The 23,725-nt window shown below is 54.1% G+C and carries 32 protein-coding genes and 2 pseudogenes; 19 read left to right on the top strand and 15 right to left on the bottom strand.

The window, feature by feature from the left end; genetic code table 11:
* Window positions 1-21 precede the first annotated feature (21 nt).
* On the bottom strand, window positions 22-444 hold the full coding sequence (locus SIC15_RS15440) for a tautomerase family protein (RefSeq protein WP_412536379.1): 423 nt from the start codon (window positions 442-444) through the stop codon (window positions 22-24).
* Between the two features lie 147 nt (window positions 445-591).
* Between SIC15_RS15440 and SIC15_RS15435 the strand changes: the two genes are divergently transcribed.
* From SIC15_RS15435 to SIC15_RS15425, 3 genes are all read left to right on the top strand, one after another.
* Entirely contained in the window at window positions 592-1,047 is a 456-nt protein-coding gene (locus tag SIC15_RS15435) for a metallophosphoesterase family protein (RefSeq protein ID WP_412536378.1), read from the top strand.
* Between the two features lie 381 nt (window positions 1,048-1,428).
* Window positions 1,429-1,743 (top strand): hypothetical protein, encoded by a 315-nt coding sequence (locus SIC15_RS15430; protein ID WP_412536377.1) that lies wholly within the window; start codon window positions 1,429-1,431, stop codon window positions 1,741-1,743.
* A complete protein-coding gene (locus tag SIC15_RS15425; RefSeq protein ID WP_412536376.1) occupies window positions 1,740-2,981 on the top strand; it encodes a hypothetical protein in 1,242 nt (413 codons plus the stop codon). Before SIC15_RS15430 ends, SIC15_RS15425 begins: the two co-directional genes overlap by 4 nt.
* A gap of 66 nt (window positions 2,982-3,047) precedes the next feature.
* On the opposite strand, the gene istB is transcribed toward SIC15_RS15425, so the two are convergent.
* Window positions 3,048-3,803, bottom strand: coding sequence for an IS21-like element ISSpu5 family helper ATPase IstB (istB, locus tag SIC15_RS15420; protein WP_008170042.1), 756 nt, complete (start codon window positions 3,801-3,803; stop codon window positions 3,048-3,050).
* An 11-nt stretch (window positions 3,804-3,814) separates the two neighbouring features.
* Window positions 3,815-5,356: an IS21-like element ISSpu5 family transposase gene (gene istA, locus SIC15_RS15415; RefSeq protein WP_053114397.1), complete on the bottom strand. Its 1,542-nt coding sequence runs from the start codon at window positions 5,354-5,356 to the stop codon at window positions 3,815-3,817.
* On the opposite strand from istA, the gene SIC15_RS15410 reads away from it, so the two are divergent.
* Window positions 5,334-5,693, top strand: coding sequence for a hypothetical protein (locus SIC15_RS15410; protein WP_412536375.1), 360 nt, complete (start codon window positions 5,334-5,336; stop codon window positions 5,691-5,693). The genes istA and SIC15_RS15410 overlap by 23 nt on opposite strands.
* 354 nt (window positions 5,694-6,047) lie before the next feature.
* Window positions 6,048-6,542: a hypothetical protein gene (locus tag SIC15_RS15405; RefSeq protein ID WP_412536374.1), complete on the top strand. Its 495-nt coding sequence runs from the start codon at window positions 6,048-6,050 to the stop codon at window positions 6,540-6,542.
* 137 nt (window positions 6,543-6,679) lie between these two features.
* On the opposite strand, the gene SIC15_RS15400 is transcribed toward SIC15_RS15405, so the two are convergent.
* The 3 genes from SIC15_RS15400 to SIC15_RS15390 all read right to left on the bottom strand — a co-directional run bounded on the left by SIC15_RS15400 (window position 6,680) and on the right by SIC15_RS15390 (window position 8,923).
* Window positions 6,680-7,141 carry an RDD family protein gene (locus tag SIC15_RS15400; RefSeq protein WP_069184378.1) on the bottom strand — a complete coding sequence of 154 codons (462 nt, stop codon included), beginning with the start codon at window positions 7,139-7,141 and terminating at the stop codon, window positions 6,680-6,682.
* A gap of 197 nt (window positions 7,142-7,338) precedes the next feature.
* Window positions 7,339-8,085, bottom strand: a complete 747-nt coding sequence (locus SIC15_RS15395) for an NYN domain-containing protein (RefSeq protein ID WP_069184377.1) — start codon at window positions 8,083-8,085, stop codon at window positions 7,339-7,341.
* Window positions 8,086-8,125: 40 nt separating this feature from the next.
* Window positions 8,126-8,923: a hypothetical protein gene (locus tag SIC15_RS15390; protein WP_412536373.1), complete on the bottom strand. Its 798-nt coding sequence runs from the start codon at window positions 8,921-8,923 to the stop codon at window positions 8,126-8,128.
* A gap of 634 nt (window positions 8,924-9,557) precedes the next feature.
* Between SIC15_RS15390 and SIC15_RS15385 the strand changes: the two genes are divergently transcribed.
* A complete protein-coding gene (locus SIC15_RS15385; RefSeq protein WP_209400423.1) occupies window positions 9,558-9,920 on the top strand; it encodes a hypothetical protein in 363 nt (120 codons plus the stop codon).
* Window positions 9,921-10,028: 108 nt separating this feature from the next.
* Here SIC15_RS15385 and SIC15_RS15380 read toward each other — a convergent pair whose 3' ends face one another.
* Complete coding sequence (locus SIC15_RS15380) at window positions 10,029-10,460, bottom strand: tautomerase family protein (protein ID WP_412536372.1); 432 nt, start codon at window positions 10,458-10,460, stop codon at window positions 10,029-10,031.
* Window positions 10,461-10,607: 147 nt separating this feature from the next.
* On the opposite strand from SIC15_RS15380, the gene SIC15_RS15375 reads away from it, so the two are divergent.
* Window positions 10,608-11,063: a metallophosphoesterase family protein gene (locus SIC15_RS15375; RefSeq protein WP_412536371.1), complete on the top strand. Its 456-nt coding sequence runs from the start codon at window positions 10,608-10,610 to the stop codon at window positions 11,061-11,063.
* 196 nt (window positions 11,064-11,259) lie between these two features.
* The gene (locus SIC15_RS15370) at window positions 11,260-11,634 is read left to right on the top strand and encodes a thiol-disulfide oxidoreductase DCC family protein (protein WP_136630627.1); all 375 of its coding nucleotides are present in this window, start codon (window positions 11,260-11,262) and stop codon (window positions 11,632-11,634) included.
* A gap of 49 nt (window positions 11,635-11,683) precedes the next feature.
* Here the strand turns inward: SIC15_RS15370 and SIC15_RS15365 are convergent, their stop codons facing one another.
* Together SIC15_RS15365 and SIC15_RS15360 are read right to left on the bottom strand one after the other, a co-directional pair.
* Window positions 11,684-12,448: a hypothetical protein gene (locus SIC15_RS15365; protein ID WP_412536370.1), complete on the bottom strand. Its 765-nt coding sequence runs from the start codon at window positions 12,446-12,448 to the stop codon at window positions 11,684-11,686.
* Between the two features lie 300 nt (window positions 12,449-12,748).
* Window positions 12,749-12,961 carry a DUF1127 domain-containing protein gene (locus SIC15_RS15360; protein ID WP_412536369.1) on the bottom strand — a complete coding sequence of 71 codons (213 nt, stop codon included), beginning with the start codon at window positions 12,959-12,961 and terminating at the stop codon, window positions 12,749-12,751.
* Window positions 12,962-13,073: 112 nt separating this feature from the next.
* On the opposite strand from SIC15_RS15360, the gene SIC15_RS15355 reads away from it, so the two are divergent.
* Window positions 13,074-13,949, top strand: a complete 876-nt coding sequence (locus tag SIC15_RS15355) for a LysR substrate-binding domain-containing protein (RefSeq protein ID WP_153633853.1) — start codon at window positions 13,074-13,076, stop codon at window positions 13,947-13,949.
* Between the two features lie 34 nt (window positions 13,950-13,983).
* On the opposite strand, the gene SIC15_RS15350 is transcribed toward SIC15_RS15355, so the two are convergent.
* Window positions 13,984-14,409, bottom strand: coding sequence for a hypothetical protein (locus tag SIC15_RS15350; protein ID WP_412536368.1), 426 nt, complete (start codon window positions 14,407-14,409; stop codon window positions 13,984-13,986).
* A gap of 341 nt (window positions 14,410-14,750) precedes the next feature.
* On the opposite strand from SIC15_RS15350, the pseudogene SIC15_RS15345 reads away from it, so the two are divergent.
* From SIC15_RS15345 to SIC15_RS15330, 4 genes and pseudogenes are all read left to right on the top strand, one after another.
* Window positions 14,751-14,876 (top strand): annotated as a pseudogene (locus SIC15_RS15345) (transposase); the annotation flags it as partial.
* A 237-nt stretch (window positions 14,877-15,113) separates the two neighbouring features.
* Window positions 15,114-15,467, top strand: coding sequence for a type II toxin-antitoxin system RelE/ParE family toxin (locus SIC15_RS15340; protein WP_412536367.1), 354 nt, complete (start codon window positions 15,114-15,116; stop codon window positions 15,465-15,467).
* A gap of 14 nt (window positions 15,468-15,481) precedes the next feature.
* The gene (locus SIC15_RS15335; protein ID WP_069184364.1) at window positions 15,482-15,793 is read left to right on the top strand and encodes a helix-turn-helix domain-containing protein; all 312 of its coding nucleotides are present in this window, start codon (window positions 15,482-15,484) and stop codon (window positions 15,791-15,793) included.
* A gap of 48 nt (window positions 15,794-15,841) precedes the next feature.
* Window positions 15,842-16,018: pseudogene (locus SIC15_RS15330) on the top strand (YfcE family phosphodiesterase); the annotation flags it as partial.
* Between the two features lie 49 nt (window positions 16,019-16,067).
* On the opposite strand, the gene SIC15_RS15325 reads toward SIC15_RS15330, so the two are convergent.
* Both SIC15_RS15325 and SIC15_RS15320 read right to left on the bottom strand, forming a co-directional pair.
* Window positions 16,068-16,820, bottom strand: coding sequence for an SDR family NAD(P)-dependent oxidoreductase (locus SIC15_RS15325; protein WP_412536366.1), 753 nt, complete (start codon window positions 16,818-16,820; stop codon window positions 16,068-16,070).
* Between the two features lie 101 nt (window positions 16,821-16,921).
* Window positions 16,922-17,602, bottom strand: a complete 681-nt coding sequence (locus SIC15_RS15320) for an arginine N-succinyltransferase (RefSeq protein WP_412536365.1) — start codon at window positions 17,600-17,602, stop codon at window positions 16,922-16,924.
* Window positions 17,603-17,835: 233 nt separating this feature from the next.
* On the opposite strand from SIC15_RS15320, the gene SIC15_RS15315 reads away from it, so the two are divergent.
* Entirely contained in the window at window positions 17,836-19,107 is a 1,272-nt protein-coding gene (locus SIC15_RS15315; protein ID WP_412536364.1) for a mechanosensitive ion channel family protein, read from the top strand.
* Window positions 19,108-19,188: 81 nt separating this feature from the next.
* A complete protein-coding gene (locus SIC15_RS15310; protein ID WP_222465213.1) occupies window positions 19,189-19,449 on the top strand; it encodes a hypothetical protein in 261 nt (86 codons plus the stop codon).
* A 76-nt stretch (window positions 19,450-19,525) separates the two neighbouring features.
* On the opposite strand, the gene SIC15_RS15305 is transcribed toward SIC15_RS15310, so the two are convergent.
* A complete protein-coding gene (locus SIC15_RS15305) occupies window positions 19,526-20,017 on the bottom strand; it encodes an MOSC domain-containing protein (protein WP_349342599.1) in 492 nt (163 codons plus the stop codon).
* Between the two features lie 137 nt (window positions 20,018-20,154).
* Here SIC15_RS15305 and SIC15_RS15300 point away from each other — a divergent pair, with 137 nt between their 5' ends.
* Window positions 20,155-20,589 carry an SRPBCC family protein gene (locus SIC15_RS15300; protein WP_412536363.1) on the top strand — a complete coding sequence of 145 codons (435 nt, stop codon included), beginning with the start codon at window positions 20,155-20,157 and terminating at the stop codon, window positions 20,587-20,589.
* Window positions 20,590-20,603: 14 nt separating this feature from the next.
* Here the strand turns inward: SIC15_RS15300 and SIC15_RS15295 are convergent, their stop codons facing one another.
* Window positions 20,604-21,104, bottom strand: a complete 501-nt coding sequence (locus SIC15_RS15295; protein WP_412536362.1) for a hypothetical protein — start codon at window positions 21,102-21,104, stop codon at window positions 20,604-20,606.
* 1 nt (window position 21,105) lies between these two features.
* Window positions 21,106-21,426, bottom strand: a complete 321-nt coding sequence (locus tag SIC15_RS15290) for a hypothetical protein (protein ID WP_412536361.1) — start codon at window positions 21,424-21,426, stop codon at window positions 21,106-21,108.
* A gap of 176 nt (window positions 21,427-21,602) precedes the next feature.
* On the opposite strand from SIC15_RS15290, the gene SIC15_RS15285 reads away from it, so the two are divergent.
* The 3 genes from SIC15_RS15285 (at window position 21,603) to SIC15_RS15275 (ending at window position 23,682) form a co-directional block, all read left to right on the top strand.
* Window positions 21,603-22,043 carry a DUF4174 domain-containing protein gene (locus SIC15_RS15285; protein ID WP_412536360.1) on the top strand — a complete coding sequence of 147 codons (441 nt, stop codon included), beginning with the start codon at window positions 21,603-21,605 and terminating at the stop codon, window positions 22,041-22,043.
* Between the two features lie 123 nt (window positions 22,044-22,166).
* Window positions 22,167-22,979, top strand: a complete 813-nt coding sequence (locus SIC15_RS15280; RefSeq protein ID WP_412536359.1) for a substrate-binding periplasmic protein — start codon at window positions 22,167-22,169, stop codon at window positions 22,977-22,979.
* A gap of 46 nt (window positions 22,980-23,025) precedes the next feature.
* Window positions 23,026-23,682, top strand: coding sequence for a hypothetical protein (locus tag SIC15_RS15275; RefSeq protein ID WP_412536358.1), 657 nt, complete (start codon window positions 23,026-23,028; stop codon window positions 23,680-23,682).
* Window positions 23,683-23,725 lie beyond the last annotated feature (43 nt).

The raw sequence follows: 23,725 nt of genomic DNA, 5'->3' as shown, positions 1-23,725 counted from the left end.
CTATTGTTGCGCGTAGTTGGTTTAAGCTGCCCCGTTTTTCGAAGACATTCCCTTCTCCCACTCAGCTTCATCGCCCGGCGCTGGCAAAAACCGACCAAACTCGATCATCTGGGTGGCCGGAATGTCCTGCAGATAGATCCAGACATCTTCATCTGATATGTCCACGATTTGGGCGATTTCTTCCAGCATCTGGCTCATCAGGGCCTGTTTGATCTCGATGCTTCTGCCCTCCCGCACCAGGCCGTGCACATACACCTGAGGCGTGGTGTTCACTCTGCCACCCACAAAGTGATCGCCCTCATTGGCCGCAGAAAACAGAACCTGGGCAAAGAACCGGGGAGCACCGGTTTGGGTGCTGTGGGCCGCTGTGATGGCCTCGGCGATCTGTGATTTCTGCTGCGGCGACAGAGACAGATTTGCGACCGTGACGGTGTAAGTGGGCATGGGAAACTCCTGCCATGGGTTGTACGTTTGCACTGGATCTCGCCACTATGGGAGTGAGGCGGGCTTGTTTCACTGTAGCAACGCTTATCTTCCTGGCCAAGCGCACGGGCCAGGTAGGTCGACTGAGAGACTGAACGAGGCGTAAACATGCAAATCGGGGTAATCGCAGACACCCACAGCAAGATGCGTCCCGAAGCCCTGGAGGCTCTGGAGGGCTCGGATTTGATCCTTCATGCCGGTGACGTGGGGAGGGATGAGGTTCTGGAAGCACTGGAGGCCATCGCTCCCCTGGTTGCTATCCGCGGCAATATCGATAGGGCAGGCCGTGCAGCGACGCTCCCTAATGCTCAGGATCTGGAATTTCTCGGCCATGCCTTCTACATGCTTCACGACGTCAAAACCCTAGAATTCGATCCGCAAGGCCGTTACCGAGTTGTGATCGCCGGCCATTCCCACAAACCCCGCAATGAATGGATTGGCGACGTGCTTTACTTCAATCCCGGTGGCGCCGGGCCCCGGCGTTTTACGCTGCCGATCACGGTGGGGCGGCTGGAGGTGAGTGAAGACGGTGTGGTTGGTGAGATTATTGAACTGCCGGTTTGATCCTGCGAGCAACCCGGGACGGACTTATTTACTAGAAACGAAAACCGGGACAGATTTATTTTGAAAACCGACCGTTAGCAACATGCGATGTGGATGCATCTAATAGATAGGTCTGTTCCGGTTTCGGTTTTGATGCTTGCTGAAGGCGGATAGCCGGTTCAGTCGTGGGGTTGGCTGTGTGCTGGCGCTTGCAGGGGCGTACCTGGCAGCTGCCTGATACGCAGGTCGAGACGACCAGAGAGCAGACGAGAAAGACGCTCGGGAAACCGGGCGGCTTTTGTTTTTTGTGGTCTACTAAATTATTCGTCTACCGAGTGGGAAGTTTCCCATGTATTAGACTAGTGTGTAGTTTTAAGAAACTGATAAACGGCGCTGTTAAGGATGACAGATGGACTACGCCCCGGCGTTACCGCCCCTCTCCGATTATTTCTGGTACCTGATACCGCGCTTCACTTTATCAAGGCCCAAACCGAGCAGCGGTTGGCTGCTGTGGAAGTTCAGCAGATGATCGAAGCCATTGAATCTGGGCGGCTGATGGCTAAGTTCAGAAATCACGTTAAGCATGTGAAGGCGGCCGTGGCGAAGAATGGTTGGTGGTGTGTTATTGCAGTAACGACACTGTCAAATGATCACAATAACGAAGCGCGCTGCCTAGTCAATGTCATGATTATTTTAGGCTACCGAGGGTTAATATGATTTTAAAAGCGATAACCGTCGGTCTGGGTTTTCTGATTGCTCTGCCAGCAATCGCTCAAAACGACGACAAAGTGATTTATCAGCAAGACGGGCTTTGGGTCCTCTCGTTTCCTTGGTCATCAAACCAGCGTTGGTGTGAAGATCACAACCTTCCCGGTCGCGCCATCCCGGTCAGTGTTTTTTATTCCGCTCCTCACGAGCAACGAATGGCAGCGCTTGGCAAGCCTCTGCAACAGTGGGTGTATGATGCCATTCTCCCCTCAATTCAGCGTGTTTGTGGTGCCGAAGCCGAGATCGATTACATCACTCTGGCCATGTACCGCAAGCCGAGCAATTTGGCCCCAAGTGGACTTGTCTCCGCCCTCAAAAGCAACAAGCCCCCACCTTGGGATAGCATCACGGTAAAAGTCAGTAAAGCAGGGGCTGAAGTAACCGGTCACCGCCCCCTTGATGCGCAATACCACCTTAATTCCAAGCAATTGGCAGCCCTCGACCCGCGGAGCGCCGCCGAAGTTGAAAAACAGCTTATTCGCAGCGAGATCAATGACTACGTGTTGCATCAGAGCGAAGGCCTAAAGTTTATTTCATGGTTTAGTCAGCCTGGACCCAAATGGTGTCAGCATTCCTACGTCAGCGTCATTGCGGAATATGATAACGAGGCGGTCAAAAAGGAGATTCTCAACTCACACCCCGCCGTTTATTTGCAAGAAAAAATAATTCCCGAAATCCGTCAAATCTGCCCTCAATTCCCCAATTATCCTCAAGTTCTCGAGGGTGCCAAACAGCTTCTGGTGTTCAAGTTCAGACCGAAGACCGGGCGTATCGCCGATGAGCGGATCAATCCTGATAAGCTGAACTTCCAAGTATTCGACAATGGCGGCGTCAAACTCCTACGTGACAAGACTTACGAGCGTTGGTTGGTCGCGAAGCAAAATGCCTCAGTCCAAGGTGCAGTGACGCAAATGGTCAAGTTGGATAACGACTGGCTTTTGTCGAATGGTATTCAATCTGCAGGAATGAAGGCCGAGATTGCCGCTAGTCTCATAAAAATCAACGAATCACTGTTTGAGTTGAAAGGGTTCAAGTCGCTGAAAAGACATTTTGAAAAGATTAAACAGCTAAGACGTGATGCGCTGAATGACTTCGATACAGCTCGAAATGAGTTCCAAAAAGCGGAGGAAGCCGCAAAACAAGCCAAACTGCGTAAACCGCTGAAGGTTGCCACCCATTCCACGTGAAGCCTGCCACCCGGACCGGAGCAAGGCTGCCACCCATCGGAGCGTAGCGACGCGGGGTTTCTCTTCTTACTCCGAAGTCTCAGTGCCCGTCAACTTTGCCTGCTGTTTTCGCATGGATTCGCCCCGCAGATTGATCTTGTAGGCGTTGTGTACGAGCCGGTCCAGGATGGCATCTGCCAGAGTGGCGTCACCGATGATGCCGTGCCATTCCTCGATGGGTAATTGGCTAGTGGCGATGGTGGAGCGCCGGCCATGTCGGTCTTCCAGCACCTCCAGCAAGTCCCGCCGGTTCTCCGCGCTCAGCTTCATCAGCCCCCAGTCATCCAGGATCAGCACGTCGACCTTGGCCAGGCTGGTCAGGAGCTTTGAGTATTGGCCATCGCCCTTGGCGATGGTCAGCTCTCGTAGCAGCCGGGTCAGGCGGACGTACTGGGCGGTGTAACCCTCCCGGCAGGCCTTGTGTGCCAGAGCACAGGCCAACCAGGTTTTCCCGACGCCAGTCGGGCCGGTGATGAGCACGTTCAGGTGTTCCTTCACCCACTGGCAGCTGGCCAGACTCTGGACAAGCCCTTTATCCAGGCCCCGTGAGTTCCGGTAATCAATGTCTTCGAGGATGGCGGCGTGTCGCAGCTTGGCCCGGCGCAGGCGGCTGCTCATGCGTCGGTTGTCCCGTTCCGTCATTTCCCGGTCGACCAGCAGGCCAAGGCGCTCCTCGAAGCTCAGGTCGGTAATGTCGGGGGTGGCCGATTGATCCGCCAGGGCGGCGGCCATGCCGGTCAGTTTGAGGGCGTGGAGCTTATCCAGCGTGGGATGTTTCAGCATGTCAGGTTCCTTCAGTGGTAGTAGGCGGGGCCACGGATGTTGTCGTGTGTGTCGGGTAAGGCCAGTTCTTGTTGCTCTTCCAGGGGCTGCTCATCCAGGCGGTGCTTGAGGATGGATTCGATGCTCTTGTATCGGCAACTGCCCAGCATCAGGGCGCGTTGGCAGGCACGTTCTAATCGTGCCTCGCCGTAGCTCTGGCCCAGCCGGAGAATGCCCAGACAGGACCGATAGGCCTGTTGCGGATGCTTTCTTGCCCCCAGCGCGGTACGGATAAGCTTTTCAGTTGCCGGTCCAGTCTTGGCTGCCCAGGCGGTCAGTCGCTCTGGGGTCCACTCGCCGGCTTGGCGATGGGACTCCGGCATGTGAGCGGCGATGGTGCTATGCCGACCCTTCTGATCCGAACGCCGGTGGCTGGCGATCCGGTTGCCCCGGTGGAAGCATTCGATGGTGTTGTGGGTGATCCGGACCTCCACCTCTTTCTTGATCAGGGTGTAGGGCACCGAGTAGTAGTGCCCATCGATGGCCACGTGGTAGTCGATGTGTACCCGGGCTTTTTTCCACTCGGCGTAGACATACGGCTCGGCGGGTAGCGGTTGTAGAACCGGCTGGTCCAGCTGTTTGAAGTGATCAAGCCGGCACCCGGGCAACTTGCGGAAGGGGCGGCTATTGAGCTTCTCCAACAGCTCACGGATGGTGGCGTTGAGCTGCCCCAGGGAGAAGTGCTGACGATGGCGCAGGGCCGCCAGGATCCAGCGCTCAACGATCAATACGCCACCTTCCACCTTGGCCTTGTCACGGGGCTTGCGAACCCGTGTGGGGACAACGGCCACGCCATAATGGCTAGCCATATCCTGATAGGTCGGATTGAGATCCGGCTCGTAGCGATGGGCCTTGCTGACGCCGGAACGGAGGTTATCCGGAACCACCAGTTCCGGCACGCCGCCCAGGAACTCGAAGGCTCGGATGTGAGAGCCGATCCAGTCCGGCAGGGTCTGGCTCCAGGTGGCCTCGGCGTAGGTGTAATTGGACGCACCCATCACCGCCACAAAGACTTGCGCCTCATGGATCTCACCGGTGGTGCGATCAATGACGGGCACCGTGTGCCCAGCATAGTCCACGAACAGCTTTTCACCGGCTCGGTGGTCCTGACGCATCACCAGATCCAGCTTGCCCTGCCAGGCCCGGTAGTGCTCGCAGAACCAGCTGTACTGGTAGCCATCCGGATTGGCTTCCCGGTACTCCTGCCAGAGCAGGAACAGGGTGACGTTCTTGCCCCGGAGTTCATCGTGGATTCGCTTCCAATCCGGAATGCCTCGGGCCTGTGCCGGCAGATCCGGTGGTGGCGGGAACAGCCGTTGCTCCAGCTGGGCTTCACTCAGATCCTCTGGCAGCGGCCAGCCAAGCTCCGCCTCAGCAGCACGCCGCAGATACTCGCTCACAGTGGGGCGACTGATGCCGCAGGCTGCGGCAACCTGCCGGTTACTCAGCCCTCGCTCCCACTTGAGGCGAAGGACTTCTTTGATTTTACGCATGGATAACCTCATCGCTGGCATCTGGCCCTCTCCGGATGAAAAGGAGCAGAGTACCGTTAGTTATCCCGCGCCGGACGTTTTGATGGGGAAATCAGGCAGCCTGCCAGGGTGGCAGCTTTGCCGTGGAATCAGTGGCAGCTTTCGCGTGGAATGGGTGGCAGGCTTCGTCTGGAATCAGTGGCAACCTTGGTCTGGAATACGCACCAAACAACAGAACAGCCAATTGACCTATCTCACCATCAATAAAGTCGATCAACTCATTGCTGTCTACCAGCAGCATAACAAAAGCGGAGAGCAAGTCTTTGATGCTGCACTAGGTAAACTTAAGAGAGCAGAGAGCCTTATCATTAAAGAGTGACGTCGACCCGGAATGACGAGAGATGATCAAGATCGAACGCACAGAATTGCGCTATGCCAAAGCTATTCAAGCGCTGGACGCACGAATTGCTGAGCCATGAAATATAATCATACAAATATTACGCGATACAGCGTCGATAAATAAATCCGTTTTATAATGTCATACACCACATCTCTTTTGTGACGGTTGGCCCGGTAGGATGATTTGGTATTCATTGCCCAATGATGGTGCATAAAAAAACCGCAGCAATCGCTCCTGTTGGCCGCTGGGACAGCCAGAACGCTGCGCTTATTTGTCTGCTCCTGTGCGGAGCATTATTTTCTCCAATAAATCATAGGAAGGAGATTTTTATCGATGGCGATTGTTAAATGTAGAGAGTGTGGTGAAGAGGTTTCTAATAAAGCTGAAAAATGTCCCCATTGTGGTGTGAAAACACCTCACTCGACTAATTATTGGGCGGGAGTTTTCTGGAAATCGGTAATTGCGTTTTGGGTTGTATATCTTATTTTTAGTGGGAAAGCTGCCTTCATTCTTTCTGAAGTCGTTAATTTGTTAGATTCTGGAGGGAGTAAGGCAGTTTGCGAGCTGTCGAATAATCGGCTCACTCAGGATGTGCTGTTGATAAACGGAGAAGGCGACTTCGGTTATAGATACAATGCGACTGTGAAAAATCATGGGGAGCAAGGTGAAATCACAGTTACTGCAAAAATCTCCACCTCCGAAGGTAATTTTGAGCGTGTACAAAAATTGAACTTTGGCAGTGGGCAATCTATGAACCTTACGTATGCCTTTCCTGAGCCAACAATAAATGCGGCGAACGTACAAGGCCACATATCTTGCAAACCTTAAGGCAAAACCGGGACAGGTCTATTACTTCGCGAAATAAACCTTTCCCGGTTTCGGTCCTTTAAGCATGTGAAGGCAGTATTATGCCTTTCTCTGCGTATTCAGACGTCATTCTCTGCATACCTTCCAATATGCGTATTTCAGGTGTCGAACGAAACTGGTCTCGGTGCCCGGTGCTTCTTCCGCACGACCACTGTCCCCGCTAGCTTGTCATGCCAGCCCTGCTTGCGGGAATCAAAGGCCACCCAGAAATAGCCAAGACCGAGAGGCAATAAGGATATGTAGTAGGCGAGGTAGCGTCCGATCAGTTGGCCAGTGGTTGCAGCATTGCCAGTTTTGGCATCAACAATTTTGGCGGAAACGGCCATTTTCCCTGGTGTCGCCTGTTTCGATGTCCAAAATAGAATCACTGCTACAGCGGGAAATATCCAGGACAAAAGAAAATCCATAGGCCCAACAATTAAACTTGTACTATCCCAATAGGACTCACCATAGAACGCGGTGAGCAAGGGAAGCACAATAATACCTATCAAGATAGAATCGATCAGCGTTGCGCCAGTTCGAGCCCAAAAGCCGACGTATTCCAGGTCATCATATTCCATACTTCATCCTTTAAGTTTATGAGTTTGCTTCCCGTGCAGGCCTACTGTGAGGTGACCTTCTTCGGTGAAATTTGGCATTGCAGAGCATAAGTTACCAAGCTAACTACAATTTGCAAGCTTCAAAAAATGAAACAGATTGTTACTGCAAAGGTGAGTCTGATCAGCCAGACTTCTTCCGCGGGTAAGCTAGGAGGGTTCTATTTTTCCGGGCTTTTGATATAGAGAACGTTCTTATCTCGTATTGTCATTTCAAAGAGATCACTGGCTCGGATAAGGTCGCTCAGCTTTTTGTACCCGTAGTTCACGGGTGAGAAGGAACTGTTATTCGAAATGTACTGGCCTACCTTGCCGAGGTGGGCCCAGCCATCATCGTCAGCAGTCTGTTCCACCGCAGTTCGTAGAGTCCGCACCAGCACGGCGTCGCCCCTCAGCTTGTTCCGTTCCCACTTGGTTTCGACCGTCGGTTTTGGCGTGCCGCCGTTGTTGACGTTATCGGGCTCATCAGCTTCTTCGCGCAGGTTCTCCGTGTAGATAAACTGCGAGCAGGCGTTCACGAATGGCATAGGGGTTTTGCGCTCGCCAAAGCCAAATACGGGCAGCCCAGCTTCAAGAATTCGCATGACCAGGGGCGTGAAGTCGGAATCGCTGGTCATGAGGGCGAACGCATCAACGTTTCCGCTGTAGAGCAGGTCCATGGCGTCAATGATCATTGAGGCATCGGTAGCGTTTTTGCCGGTGGTATAGGCAAACTGCTGAACGGGCCGGATGGCGTTGGCGTGGAGCTTTTCGATCCAGCCACCTAGTTGCGGACCGTTCCAGTTTCCGTGGGCGTGGCGCACGTTTACAGCCCCGTATTTGGCGAGCTCCTGCAGTACCCCTTCGATGGATTGGTGACTGACGTTGTCACAGTCGATGAGTAGAGCGATTTTGTAGTTGCTGTTCATCGTGCTTGAGCTGTCCTTGTCTCGGGAGGTTCTGACCTTCTCAGAACAGTTTGCGCTGATGCGTTTGGATGTCTGCCTCCTCGATAAACTTGAAGCTGAACCTTTCGCCGTCGAGTTCTACTGTCAGAGCATATATCGACTCAGGCCTTTGGTCGAAGCGAGTCATCTGGGATTGAAACCTTCCGCTGTAACTCTGGCCCGGAAAAACAGTTGTCTTCTGGAGATATCCATCCATTGAAGTAAGGTTGCGCTGCAGGTCTGACTGGATGTTTGAAACTCCGGCCTGGACGTTGGCTTGAATCTGAGCCTGAGCTGCTGCAGAGGCGGCTGGGTCATGGGTGTATGACTGAGTAGTGCCGTAGTAGCTTGCAGTCCCTCCGCTTCCGTATGCAGTTCCCGAACCGTAGGTTGTAGTGGTCTGAGGCTGTGCAGCAGTGAAGCTCTGGGCCATCGCGCTGAGTGCAAGAGCAGTTCTTCGGGATTGAGCGCGACTTATGTGTTGCTGAGTCAGCTCGTTGTAGGAAAGAAGGTCGATCGAGTACTCGTCTTGCTGAAAGGAGATGTTTTCCACACTGACGTTCACGGGTTCTTCAGACTTGTTCTGAACGAAGAGTAGAGCAGTTATCGCCTCCCACGCCTGTTTTCCGTCGCGGACAGCCATCTGAACTACAAAGTCTTCAGACTCCTGCTTCTGGATTATCCAACCCTCGGAAAAATAGGCCATTGAATCGTCTGACGGGAGGGCGTCGAAGCTGGTGTTGATCGTTTGCGTTGCGCAGCCAGATATCATGCTCAAAACGAGCGCCATAACTGCGAGTCGACTGATACGATAAAGCATTGCTACAACCATTCATGAGTCAAAAGTATTTAATATCAGTGATGTTAGCAGAAGTGGAGGAGGGGAATCCTGAACAGATTTATATTTGACTCGATCATCTCACACATAAGAAAAACCGGAGCCCGAAGTGATTAAACCCAGTTGTTACAGTTGCCGAAAAAGGTTTGAGCCATATGAGCTCCGGGTGTCTTACTCGAAAAACTACTGTGAGCGCTGCGGCGTTGGGCTGTTTGGTGAGGAATATTTCAGTTTCAACGCCAAGCCCGCCCCAACGATCCGGAAGAACCTGGCTGTTCATTTTACAGTGCTTTTTTTCGGGGCTGCTTGCCTGTTTTTATGGCTTTTGGCAGGCCAGTCGTGACCGCTCGGAATCCGGCGCAGATTTATTGTCCCACTTTTCCAGCTGTCCTGATTCCGGATCCCTTTTTAGTTCGAGAATAACCCTAGGTGCCAATGAGGGGCGATTTGCAGCCCAAACCTAAAGATAAATCTGCAGCTCTTACTTCCAATTTGCGTGATTTTCGCCCCGTTCAAGCAACCTTTTACAATTGACTACAATTCGCTCTTTCACCTCTTCTTAATAAAAACATAAACTTGCGCCGAAAAATAAAGCAACCTAAGGAAGAGGTAGATAATGAAAAAGGCAGCAATTGTTGGAATCATCGCAGCTACGGTTTTGGCGTCTGGCTGTGCTCACCGCGTCGCTGATCTGACAGTCGGTAGTACCAAAAACTACAACATTAACTCGGCAAGCTTTCTGAAAGGTGATCGGGTAACTGGCGAGGACATCGTGCCCGTCGTTCTCTTTCCGCTTGGTATCCCCAATGTTAAGACAGCTGTAGATGATGCTATTGAAAAAGATCGGTGCGCCGTTGGTTTGTCTGATCTTGTCATTACCAGTCTGCAGCAGGCGTTTCTGGTTGGTCGCATAGGATTCCGTGTAGAAGGGAATCTGATCATTGACGAAGAAATCGACGGTTGCAGCGCACGCGCTTAATCTGAATTCCTGCAAGCCAGGAACCTGAGATAGTCTGGCCGACAGTTTCTGTCGGCCTTTCCAGTGAACATGAGAACTCTGAAAACCGCTATAGATCTAGTATCGCGGTTATTTGAGTAAGCTAGCCCGCTTTTCCGGAGACATTCCCTTCTCCCACTCAGCTTCATCGCCCGGCGCTGGCAAAAACCGACCAAACTCGATCATCTGGGTGGCCGGAATGTCCTGCAGATAGATCCAGACATCTTCAGCCGTGATGTCCACGATGTGGGCGATTTCTTCCAGCATCTGGCTCATCAGGGCCTGTTTGATCTCGATGCTTCTGCCCTCCCGCACCTGGCCGTGCACATACACCTGAGGCGCGGTGTTCACTCTGCCACCCACAAAGTGGTCGCCCTCGTTGGCCGCAGAAAACAGAACCTGGGCAAAGAACCGGGGAGCGCCGGTCTGGGCGCTGTGGGCCGCTGTGATGGCCTCTGCGATCTGTGATTTCTGCTGCGGCGACAGAGACAGATTTGCGACCGTGACGGTGTAAGTGGGCATGGGAAACTCCTGCCATGGGTTGTACGTTTGCACTGGATCTCGCCACTATGGGAGTGAGGCGGGCTTGTTTCACTGTAGCAACGCTTATCTTCCTGGCCAAGCGCACGGGCCAGGTAGGTCGACTGAGAGGCTGAACGAGGCGTAAACATGCAAATCGGGGTAATCGCAGACACCCATAGCAAAATGCGTCCCGAAGCCCTTAAGGCTCTGGAAGGCTCCGATGTGATCCTGCATGCCGGTGATGTGGGGCGGCATGAGGTTCTGGAAGCACTGGAGGCCATCGCTCCTTTGGTTGCGATTCGTGGCAACATCGATACGGCGGACCGTGCAGCGACGCTCCCTGATGTTCAGGATCTGGAATTCCGCGGCCATGCCTTCTACATGCTTCACGACGTCAAAACGCTCGAATTCGATCCGCAGGGCCGTTACCGCGTGGTGATCGCCGGCCATTCCCACAAACCCCGTAATGAATGGATTGGCGATGTTCTTTATTTCAATCCCGGTGGCGCCGGGCCCCGGCGTTTTACGCTGCCGATCACGGTAGGGCGGTTGCAGGTGACTGAAGACGAAGTGGTTGGTGAGATTATTGAACTGCCGGTTTGATCCTGAAGCAATGAACTATCCTGAGGCTCTCGGCCTTCAAGCATGCGAGCCAGACAATGATCGAAACGCCCCTGGAACTTCAGAGCGATGGTACAACCTCTCGCGGGTCATGCATTGGGTTCCCAACGGTTAACGGGAGCCACACATTGTTTTATCGTGTAGTTAGATGAATGCGATGCAAACAAGGGAGAGGGCGATGACGGCACCAGGCAATCAGCTTCGCGTGTTTTACGATGGCGCCTGCCCGAGCTGCGTCAAGGATCGCAGGCTCTATGAGCGGCTCGCGGGTAGGACCGGCGAATCGGTAGAGTGGGTGGATATCACCGGCCGTGACGAGGCGTTGAAGGAACGTGGTATAGACCCGCAAGCCGCTCTTCAGGAGCTCCATGTGGAGGATGGCCAGGGCAACATCCACCGGGAACTGGATGCCTATATCCTGTTGATGTCGCGGGTCTGGCTGCTGAAACCGCTTGCCTGGCTGATTGGTTTGCCGGTGATTCGGCCAGCGCTGGCGAAGCTGTATCACAAATGGGTGAGTGAGCGGTTGGAGAGAACCGGGCGCATGCCATAATTTGGATGTGATAATGGATGGCGAGGAGCATAGTCCTCGCCGCCACTGATCAAAGGATCGGTACAAAGCCAACGGTGTTGCAGTCGGCATGGCTCTCAACAATCTGGCCATCTATCCATAAAGCTACGGCGCCTGCTGTGCCAGCCGCACTGCTGCCATATCGAACTTCCGCAGATCCATCACTGGCAACACGTATGATGCCCCTGGTTGGACAGGCTTCATTGACAGAGAGGCTCACCGGAGTGGGGGTCGATACCTGAACATGTCCTTGAATTGCAGAGCCGATAAGCGTGCCAGCCATTGAGTATTCAAGGTTAGACTCCGTGCCTTCCAGGCGCGTCTCGGTATTGGTGAGAGCGATGTAATGGTTGCCGACTTTCAGCTCGAAGGCTTCGGTGGTGTCAACAAAACGGCCGCTTGCCGAGTCGTTTTCCCAGCGGAATAGTTGATCCCAGTCGCTGCGACCTTTTACGGTCAACGGTTCGCCGCTGTTTTTAAGCTCACCGGTGATGTTATAGCTTTCATACCCCTTCCAGCTTTCGCTGGTCGCCGTTTCGCCGGTGAGAGTATCAACGTACCGGAAAGTGCCATTGAGCAGGACGTCGCCGTGGCTAAAGGTGGAAACGACGCAGTCATTGAACGACCAGCGTTCATCTATGTTCCAGTCTTTGCCCGCGTAGCCGCTTGAGTCAAGCGAGAGAGTTGGCTCTGCGCGTACGCCGCCCCCTAGTCCTGGGCTTCGGTTAGCCGCAGCACTTTTTGAATTTGAGTCAACTACCCGCTTGGAATAACGCCCTGACCATAATCGCCGCATTGAGATTGCCCGCAATAATCAATTCTGAGGCTACAGGCCAATGTCTCTTCGTATGTGGTCTGGGAGAGAGCGAAGCTCATCTGTGGCTTTTCGTCTGCTTCGAAATGTCTTCCAAAGAACCACAAGGCGTGTTTTGAGTCGATCGGCACGGTTTATTGAGCGTGTTGGATTCTGTCCTTCCGACGATCGCGCGGATGAGTCCTTCTCATCATGATTCCTGTGTTTGCCCATGACCCTCGCCCCTTTTTCTGAATAACGTCCTTTAAAATTTCAGTGCCCACATCGGCAGCGATGTTGGTGTTACTCAGTCCAGAAAGGCTTCCGGGATTCCTGTTCGGCATCGATTCTGGAGATGCCGATGTCTTGCAGCATGAAGTCAGGCAGGCGGGCAAGTTGTCGACGAGTTCTCCAGTTCACATGCCATCGGCTGATTTTATGAATCAGGCTGCTCTCAACTATATTACTGCTGTGCACGTAATTGGCTGCGTGAGCAGAGGAGGAAGCGGCTGACATTGTGGTTCTCCTGTACTGTAAAGTTCAGGCTTATTGTTTCGTTTGGACTGCCGCCGGACAAACGGGTTAAACTGACATACGATTAAGTTAGGCTTAACCATAGGTTGTGAGTATGCAGGCGCTCCCTCCCCTCCGGGCTCTACAGGCTTTCCGGTATGCGGCCAGAGACCTCAGCTTCAAAGCTGCGGCTGAAGCAATGAACATTTCCAATGCGGCGGTCAGCTCACACATTCGCGGGCTTGAAGAGTTCCTCGGAATTAAGCTGTTTGTGAGGCTGACTCGGGAGGTGAAGTTGACCCCTGAAGGAAGTCGTTTGTCGGGATTCATCGAAACGGGCTTTCAGGAGATTGAACGGGGTATTGCCACTTTTGCTCCGAACTCTGATCCGACAAATCTGAAAGTGTCGACGTTGCCCTCGTTTGCGAACCGCTGGTTGATGCCCAGAATCAGTCGGTTTCAGGAAAAATACCCTCAGATAAAGCTCAGTATTATGCCCAGCTTCAGCCTGGTGGATTTTCAAGGCGACGGTGTTGATTTGGCGGTTCGTTTCGGGAAGGGAAATTATCCCGGGCTGGAGTCCCGATTATTAATGGAAGAATCGCTCGTTGTGGTTTGCCACGAGGCACTTGTTGGGGACCGCAAAATCGAGATTTCTGACCTTGCAGGATTGCCCTGGCTAGTTGATGAATCTATTGATATGCAGGGCTCCTGGACCGAGTTTCAGAAGGCCTTGGGCATTGATATTCCCGACACCGCTATCAAACTCGTTGTAAATGAGGCGACTGCCCAGGTGGAAGCGGTACTTGCAGGGCGTGGCATTTCCTTGGTCCGCTACACTCTGGTCGCCGATATGCTGGAGGCCGGGCTCTTGATCCGGCCGATCAATTTCTCTATGCCTGCGGAGTATCACTATTACCTTGTTGCCCCGGAGGCCAAGTTCAGAACCGAAAAGGTCAGAGCCTTTGTGTCCTGGATTTCCTCCGGTTAATGGTACTAGACCTGGTTAGCACCTGAGTAGTTGATCAGAGAAGCAAGAGTATTGCTGCCATTAGATTCAGAAGTGTCATTATCAGATCGACCAGGAAGATGAACAGCATCTTGCCGGTAACCTTCCAGGCACCACCCCCGTGGCGATTCTGGAGCGCTATGGGCACGTTAAACGCGAATTGAGTTCCATGGGCCACTGCTATGACCAACAAAAGCAGGCCGCGCTGGGCGTCCGCCGGGAAAAGGTTAAGGTTCCAGACCAGAAGAAAGCACAGAAGTGCAAAGGCGAGGTTGAATCCCCCTAGAAAGCGTCCGGACGCAACTAGAATCTCGAACGCGGGTGTATCACGGTAATCCTTCGGAACCATCATTTTTGCGAACACTCGGCTGCGCAGCGAAAAGGCATGAAACCCCAGCCCAAACCAGATGAAATTCATTACTAACAGGGTTTCGAGCATCATTTTCTTCCTTTTCTCAACGATCTGAAGAGCCGGATGAAGGCATCCCGGCGAGCCGCCTGGTTGCGCCTTTCAATTCTTTTTAACTCAGGCAGTGATGTGTAATACATAAGATGATCTTTGTGGCTTTGTGCTTATCGCGGCTTTTCACCACAACACTTTAAGGTGCTCTCCTGAACACAGGGAATGCGCAAACACGCAAGCCAGAATTGCACATACGAACAAGTTAGTTCGAGGTGAGATTGAGCCTCCGAAGGCCGAGGCGCACTCGCCTCCTAGCCGGCTTTCAGGTTACCGAAGGAGAGTTTATGCGGCGTGGATGATTATCCCAATCATGGGAGGCGTTCAGCTACTGCTTGATGACGAACCATGTTCATCTGGTCGTGCAGGCAAACGACAATGTGACCGCAATTCCTCAATTGATGAAGCGCCTGGCTGGTCGTCAGACACGTTTTGTGAACGCCCTCTAGAAACGCAGTGGTTCGCTCTGGGAAGGGCGCTACAAGATTGGCCCGATTGATACTGATGCCTACCTGCTGGCTTGTTGTCGCTATGTGGAGCTCAATCCTATTAAAGCAGGGATGGTGGATAAACCTGAGTTGTATGAGTGGTCGAGCTATTTTGCGCGGAAGTTGATGAGTTAATAGAGGTATGGCGTGGGTGTACCTAAATGGGTACACTTAGTTTGCTCCAAGGAGAGGAGTTGTATGGCAAGGAAAACGGTTAACGTCGTTTTTTATAGAAGCGACAGTGGTCGAGAGCCGGTCAAGGACTGGTTGCTGACGCTTGATAAAGAGGATCGTTCAGTGATCGGAACTGATCTGAAATCGGTGGAATATGGATGGCCACTGGGCATGCCCTTGGTTAGGGGCTTCTCTGGGAAGGCTAACTCAGATCTGTGGGAGGTCCGCAGCGATCTCTCGAACGGTCGGATTGCACGAGTCATATTCACGATGTTCCGCGGCGATATGGTGTTGCTGAACGGCTTTATCAAAAAGACTCAGAGAACGCCGGATCAAGAGTTGGCAAAGGCGAGAGATCGAAAGAAAAATCTTGTCTGAATGGGAGCAAGAAAATGACACAGCACAAACACGTTGGCAGCGCTCTCGATGATCTGCTTGAAGCTGACGGTTCACTTGAGCAAGTAGAGGCTGAGGCGCTCAAGCGGGTAATTGTCTGGCAGATCAAACAGGCTATGGGGCACACCGGTGTGAACAAGTCTCAGCTTGCCCAGAAAATGCATACCAGCCGAACAGTGGTTAACCGCCTTCTTGATGAGAAGGACACTGGTGTAACCATCACAACGCTTGTCAAAGCCGGGCGCGCTCTGGGTATGACCTGGACTTTGCAGGCTGGTGAAGATAATGGATCTGGGCGCGCGGCTTGATCTGGGCATAAACATGCAAATAGGGGTAACGCAGACACCCACAGCAAGATGCGTCCCGCTCTGGAGGGCTCGGACCTGATCCTGCATGCCGGTGACGTGGGGCGGGATGAGGTTCTGAAGGCACTGGAGGCCATCGCTCCGAAGGGACGTTATCGAGTGGTGATCGCCGGCCATTTCCACAAACCACGCAATGAGTGGGTTGGCGATGTGCTTTACTTCAATCCGGGTGGTGCCGGCCCCCGGCGTTTTACGCTGCCGATCACGGTAGGGCGGCTCAGGACAGAACCTGGCCGCCGTCCACCACCAACGTCTGGCCTGTTATCCACCGGGCCAGATCGGAGGCCAGGAATAACGCCACGTCGGCGACTTCCTCTGGCGTGCCCAGGCGCCCGAAGGGAATCCCTCCGCGAATACGCTGGTAGAGCTCTGGATTGTTCTGCCGGGCCTGATCCCACACGCCGCCCGGAAATTCGATCGAGCCAGGGGCAATGCCATTAACGCGCACTTTATACGGCGCCATGGTCGCAGCAAGGCTGCCGGTGTAGTGGGCGACCGCGGCCTTGATGGCGGCGTAGGGGGCGGTGCGTGTCGAGGCGTGCAGGGCGGCGATGGAGGCAATATTGATGATCGTGCCCCCGGTTTGCTTAAGCGCTGGCAGGCAGATATGGCTGGCGCGAACCGTGCCCATCAGATCCACTTCAACACTGCTCAGCCAGCCTTCTTCGTTGTCCTCCCGCCCGAACGCCGAGGCGCAATTGACCAGCACGTCCAGGCCGCCCAATTCGCCTATGGCTGTCTGCAGGTAGGTTTCCAGCGCGGCCTTGTCGCCGATGTCGCAGGGTGCCACATGCAGAGCCGAGAGCCCCTCGTCTGCCACTTCTACTGCCAGTGCGTCCAGGGACGCCTGCCCGCGGGCGCACACAGACACGCTGGCCCCGGCTCGGGCAAACCCCAACGCGATTGCCCGACCAATTCCCTTGCTGCCGCCAGCGACGATGACGCGCCGGTCGTGGAAATCAAACGTCATTGGAGGCTCCTGTTTTCCCATAAGGTTATGTCTCGACCTTTATGCTGTTTTCGGCCGTATCGAAGGCATGCCGATGCGCAACAGCGATTAAACCTGCTCAACTATTCCTTGAGCCGAACAAGCAACTGCCCATCTTCGACCTGGATATAGTCCACCCCTGCCGCAAAGGACTGCCAGAACCCCGGATTAGCGCCAAACTCGTTAACCAGGTCCACATTCTTGAGGTTGCCCAGCCAGGCATTCGGGATGGGGACGCCCATCAGGCTGACACCCTTTAACTTCACGAGGGGGCGACCGTTGGCAAAGGAGAGCTCTACGCCGGCATTCACTCGCAGGGTTCGGCCACCGAGTACAGGGAAGTCCTCCTCAAGAGGTACGAGAAGCCGGGCGCTCAGAAGATTGTCTGAAAGATCCACGGCCAGTCTTTGCGCCAGATCGGTGTTATTGGCCAGCATACCGTTGAGTTCCCGCTCGCTGAAGCGAACTTCACGGCTAGCGCCTTCCTCACTGTAGGGCTCCGGTTTTAAGGGGCCGCCAGATCCACCGCCTTGGGTATCAATGCCCAGGGTATTCAGCTTGCTGTTGAGTGAATTCTGTTCACTGGCATTCAGGGTTACCGGCTCGAAATTATCGGGAAAGACATAGTGGCTGAGCCACCAGTAACCCACGCCTACGGTGGCAACGATGGTGAGCAGTACAATGCCAAAGACGTGCAAGCCACTGAAGCCTTTCTTTTGAGGTGGCGGCGCTGACGCTGTTTTATCTTCGGTAGTCTCATTCATTGCCAATGTCACCTGATGGCCCTTTGAATTCCCCGTAGGGCCGGTGGAGCAGTCGCCTCCTTGCCGGCTTTCAGGTTACCGAAGGAGAGTTTATACGCGGTGGGGTGATTATCCCAATCATGGAAGGCGTTCGAAGACCGGAACAGATTTATTGTTGGGGGCCTATACTGAGGAGAGGCTGAACGCTGCCAAAGGCGGCTGGTCTCTGAGTTCTCGTTACCAGGGAGTTGGCGATGGTGGAAAGCTGGCACGATTTGCTGGTTGCCATACAGGAAATAAGTTTGCTGGATGTTCTTCCGCAGGCAGCAGTTCTGGTGCTTGCGGCGACGGCTGCGTTCTATCTGCATCGCCTTGTTGCCCGGCGCACCGCTGCGGACTCCCAGGGCGTGCGCCACCTGACGCAACGTGCCCTCCAGCGCCTTGCCTTTCCAGTCTCGATGCTGGTGTTGGTTCTGCTGGGGCGCGTGTTGCTTGCCGCGCTTAACCAGGCCTACTGGGCCCTGGATCTGGCGGTCCCGCTGCTGATCTCGTTCGCCCTGATCCGCACCCTGGTGTATATGTTGCGCAAGGGCATGCGAAGCGGCCCCCTGGTCAAGGCTTCGGAGAATGTCATCAGTACCCTCATCTGGCTGGTGGTGGGCCTGCATCTCGTGGGCTTGCTCCCCGGGTTGCTTGAGGCCATGGATAGCCTGGCCTTCTCCGTGGGTGAGCTGCGCATTTCCCTGTTGGCGATCGTCAAGCTAATCCTGCTGATGGGCCTGGTGTTGGTGGTTGCCATTTGGCTCTCGGGTATTATCGATCGGCGACTGACCCAGTTGCCGTATCTGAGTGCCGGTGCGGCCGTGGGTTTCTCCAAAGTCGCCAAGCTGGTGCTGATCACTGTCGCGGCTCTGTCTGTTCTGAATCTCGTCGGCATAGATCTTACGGCGCTCGCAGTGTTTGGCGGTGCTCTGGGTGTTGGGCTTGGCTTCGGCCTGCAGCGTATCGCCAGCAATTTCATCAGCGGGTTTATTCTTGTGTTCGACCGCTCGATTCGCCCCGGTGATGTGATCAGCATTGGAGAGAAGTTCGGCTGGGTGGTCGCGCTGCATGCCCGTTACGTGGTGGTTCGCAACCGCGATGGTGTGGATACGCTCATTCCCAACGAAAACCTGATTACCACTGAGGTGATCAACTGGTCTTATTCAGATCCCAATGTGCGCCTGAAGATCCCGGTGTCGGTGAGCTACAGTGATGACGTGGAGCGTGCGATGGCCATTATTCTTGATATCGCCCGCGAGCACCCGCGAGTGATTGCGGATCCGGAGCCGGTATGCCGGTTAACAATGTTCGGCGACCACGGCATTCATCTGGAGGCCCGGGTCTGGGTTGCAGACCCGCAAGCAGGTTTCGGAAGCGTAAGCTCGGACATCAACCTGGCGATCTGGCGCCGATTCAAGCAGGAAGGCATCACCATCCCGTTTCCACAGCAAGACGTTTACATCAAGGAATTGCCGGCGAAATAGGCTACTCTCAGGATTGCTTCCTGCTTTTCTGTGGACCGACTATGCTGTTAAGAGGATGGGTGCAAAGAAGGGAGAACAATCATGCGCTATCTTCTGGTTTTACTCGTAACGCTGCTTTTTTCCGCACCGGCTCTCAGTGGCCAGTGCCCCACGTTAATGAAGGAGGTCGACTCTCAGATGGAGTCGGCGGATCTGGACGCAAGCACAAAGGCTGAAGTTGCGAAACTCCGTGCGAAGGGCGAGTCGCTTCACAAGGAGGGCAAGCATGGGGAGTCCGAACGGGTCCTCCGGCAGGCCATCGAGACAATAGACGCCGCTGTGGAGCAGGCCGCAGGAACTTGATCGGGCTTGGATGTCGTCACTATAGGTTGCTGAAGGTCTGTGAAACGATGACCTCGTACTCTTCTGAATAGCTATTTCACAGACAGGCCTGGACATCGTCCCCAAGGGCAATGCTACCCGCTTCAACCACCCGCGTCGTAATTCCGCCGTGCCCGCGCATGGCGTTGTAGCCGCCGGGCCCAAGCGCAGTCTCCATCTTGCTGCAGGGATGGCAAAGGCCGGTATATTCCAACACCACATTGCCAATTCGGAACTGTTTGCCCTTCAGGGCCAGCAGGTTCAGGCCAGAGACGACGATGTTGCGCCGGAAAACCTCGGGTGCGATGGCCTCGCGTTGCAGACACGAGGCAATGGCATGCAGGTGTTCTTGCTGGATCAGGGTTACCTGTCGTTTGCTGGTTTCTCGACCCTTGAATCGGTCGCCCTCCAGGCCCTTGCCAATCGTTACCGCCACGCTGTCGCGTGCCTCCACGGGTTCGCCGCGGGCAGGTCGGATGCCAATCCATTCCACGCGGCCACATTGGGGCAGGGTGTCCAGCAGGGTTTGAAGTAGGGATGGTTCAGACATCGGTGCTCGCTCGTTCACAGAGGCGAATCAGCTCCGCCTTTCGATTTTCACGAAGGTATCAAAAAATGGAAGAAAACCCATTCTTTTGAGGAATCGTATGCGTATCGTTCTGGTCAGCGCATTTTTGAGGAGTAACTATGTTTCGCATTCACGTCGAGCGCGTGCTTGGGATGGATATCGACACGGTCTTTGAGGCCATCGCTGACCATGCTCGTTACGATCGGTTCCCTGGGGTGAGCAAGTCTTTGCTGGTTGAAGAGGGAAAAGACGAAAAAAATGGCACCGGTGCGCTCCGGGTGATCGGCGCCGGCAAGCTTGAACTGACTGAACGAATTACGCGGTTTGAGAGGCCAAACCGTATGGACTATCGCATCGAGAAATCCAGCCCGTTTCGCGTTCAGCACACGAAGGGGGAGATTTTTTTGAAGCCCGAAGGTGAACAGACACGTGTGATCTGGATTTCCGAGGGTTCTTTGAAGGCGCCCTTGATTGGAAGGATGATGGATCGGATGGCTGAGCGTAGTTTCTCGAAAGCCTTCAGCTCCCTGCTGAAGGCAATTGAGCGCCTTTAGGGCAGAAAGCCGGTCTAAATGTCCCCAAGCACTCTTCGAAAACCATGAGAATCGAGAAAGTCAGATTCCAGTTTGATCAAGTTTCCATTGTTGGACTCAAAGAAGACGAACGAGGAGTCTGAATCAGACAGGAAGTAATAATATGCGTCGCCCTCGATTTTCCAGCTGCCCGTGTCTGTACCCTCTACGAACACGTGTCTGAAGGATGCCACGCTGGCCTGTGAACAGCTGTGGTTGGGCGCATTCGACAGTGTTGCTTCGAAGAAGTCCGTCCATCCGCAGCCCCCAGTATCGAGGCTGTTTTCGGTGGCAAAACTGATATAACGCTTACCGCTGGTTTCGGAATATTTGATAAGCAGTATGTCGTTGTTCATGCCCAGTGAGCCAACGATAACAGGAGACTCGGGCACCTGGAATTTCATACCAGCATAGGCGGCGGTGATGTATTGGTCAGTTTGAGCGCAGGCAGAGAGCGAGGCGAAAACCAAAGCGGCCAGCAGGGTGGATCTTTTCATATCACAATCCTTGTTTTGCTAATTCCATTTTGTTGCGAAAGTTTACTGCGACTCGCTGTCGGCAGGTTTCGTAAATCTGAGTGTCGCCTGAGGCAATCCGCTTTCCAATCTTCGCGACTTGCTTAATGACGTACTTGCCTCCTGGGCGGCCTGAGATGGGACGGGGCACGAAATCCATAGCGGCGGAGCAACTTTGTGCTTCTTCTAGCGCCTCGTAGGCGATGGCAGCCATACCTTGATTCACGGATTCCGGCGAGGTTGTCCCTTCGCCCCAAAAATAATTGATTACTGTAGATATGTGTTCGCGTTGGTCAGATTCCATCGTTTTCACTCCTTGTAAACAGGGCCCTTCCTGGGCAACGAAGCTGAAGATACAGAGGCTGCTGTTTGTCGGCAAGTGACCGGAACTGTTTTCACGTTCCACTAAGGCAGTTCGAATGACCAACTGAGCACAAACTCTCGTATCTCTCTTCTGAGAGCCGCAAAGGGAGCAGGAAAATGAGCTTCAATTTTTCCGTCACCAAAAAACGCACCTTTCTGGCGTTGATGCTTTTGCTCATCACACTGACCACTCACGGAGCTGACATGAACAGTTTGAGCGACTATCAGTGGAAAAACCGACTCATTCTTGTGCAAGCCTCAGATGAGAATGCCGGCGAGATCGAGATGCTCAGGAGTGCTCGGGCCGGGGTCGATGATCGTGATGTTGTCTGGTTTGTGAACACTGGTTCCGAGGTGGTTTCAAATCAACAGTCTCTTTCGAACAGCCTTGAGAGCGATATCAAAACCCTGCTTGACGGGGGGCGTTCTGATGGGAGGGTCTTGTTGATCGGCAAGGACGGCGGTATCAAAAGCCGCGAGGTGAGCCTCGATCTTGATGCTATCTTCCGCCGCATAGACGCCATGCCAATGCGAATGCGCGAGATGCGTGTTGATTGAAACCCTATCAGCTCTTGAATGAGAGAAAATCGGGACAGGTCTATTCCCCCGAGGATTGAACGACATAGAATGGGGCAATGATATCGACCGGGTGTCTATATGGATCCCTAGTAAGAGGCACAGATGTCCCCAGAGGTAACCTTGGCGAAAAAGCATCGTATGGAAAGAACGTCGGCGGCGCTTTGCGGCGTGGTTATGATTGTTTTCCTTGCTTTGCCTGGTGTCTCGCAAGCAAGTAGCAATCTGACATTCGCGTTCGGCGACAAATCACCGCCTTATAGCTCCTCGCTCGATGACAGGGCCGTCGGGCTATTTCCGGATTTAGTACAGCTCACCTTCAGTTTTATTCCCGGCTACACCACGGAACATGTTGTGCTGCCCTGGGCCAGGGCACAGTACAACGTGCAACTCGGCCTTGCCGATGGCCTTCTTACCTATCCGTCGGAGGAGCGAAAGGAATACGCCGTCTTTTCAGACAAGCCACTCTTCACGCAGGACTTCGGTCATCTGGTTTACTCGGCAGACAACCCCAACAGTGACCTGATCGAATCGGCTACCAGCTTTGCTGATTTGTCCAGTCTGACGGTGATCGTCGAGAGGGGCTCCCGATGGGAAGAGGACAATATTCCCGGCTATCTGGAACGCGAGCCGGGCCGGGACATAAAAGCGATGATGCATCTTCTCATGCTGCGGGAGGCGGGCGATTTCATGGTGCAGCCCGCCGAAGACGCCCGATACATCGCTCAACAACTCGGCTATTCGGAGAAGCTGAGAGTTCGCCAGGTTCATTTCATTCCGAACTCCCGGATCACCTTCCACATTGGTGTTTCGCGGCTGCACCCCTCCGCGATGGATGTGATCAATGAGGTTGACGCGGTCACGCAGAACCCTGAATTTCAATCAGAGCTGAACACGTTAATCAGAAGATATCGATAACGCGGCGGGAATCTCGACAGGTGTATTTTCGGAGCCTGGAGGCACTATGAACTATACGGAAATGGTCAGCGAAACCTGGCGCCATAGTAAGCTCGGCAGCTCTCCACACGTTTACAGGGAGCTAGTGCGCTATGCCACTCTGGCGGCCTCCAGTCACAACACTCAGCCCTGGATATTCAAGCTCGAACCCAACCAGATACAGGTGCTTCCGGATCTGTCGAGGCGCTGTCCCGCCGTCGATCCTGATGATCACCATCTTTACGCCAGCCTTGGGTGCGCGACGGAGAATCTGCTGCTGGCAGCGCGGGCGGCCGGGCTGAAGGGGGACTGCCGATTCGATGCATCCAAATCCGGGTTGGTGGTCGACTTTGAAGAAGCCGAGGCCGAGCGGTCTGCGCTGTTCGAGGCAATTCCCCTGCGCCAGTGCATCCGCTCAGAGTATGACGGTGTGCCCCTTACCCCCGAAGAGCTGGAGTTGCTTCAGAGTGCCGGCGAGGGTGAAGGTGTGTCGGTGTTACCAGCGCCTGGCGCTTCAGGCCACCGCCCTGGATTTGCGCACGGCGTTTATCAATCAGCCTGTGGAAGTGGCGGCACTGCGCCCGGAATTCGCCCGCGCCATTGGCATTGGCGACCGGCGGCCAGACCTGGTAGTACGGATTGGCCATGGCGCGCAGATGCCGCGCTCGTTGCGACGACCGATTGAGGAGGTTACAAGTGAGTGAAGACGGTGTAGTGGGCGAGATTAA

It is taken from the genome of Marinobacter sp. MIT932201 (genome assembly GCF_047123295.1).
Taxonomy (GTDB): Bacteria; Pseudomonadota; Gammaproteobacteria; order Pseudomonadales; family Oleiphilaceae; genus Marinobacter; species Marinobacter salsuginis.
The sequence above is the reverse complement of the archived record's forward strand: the minus strand, read 5'-3'. Positions and strand labels throughout refer to the sequence as shown.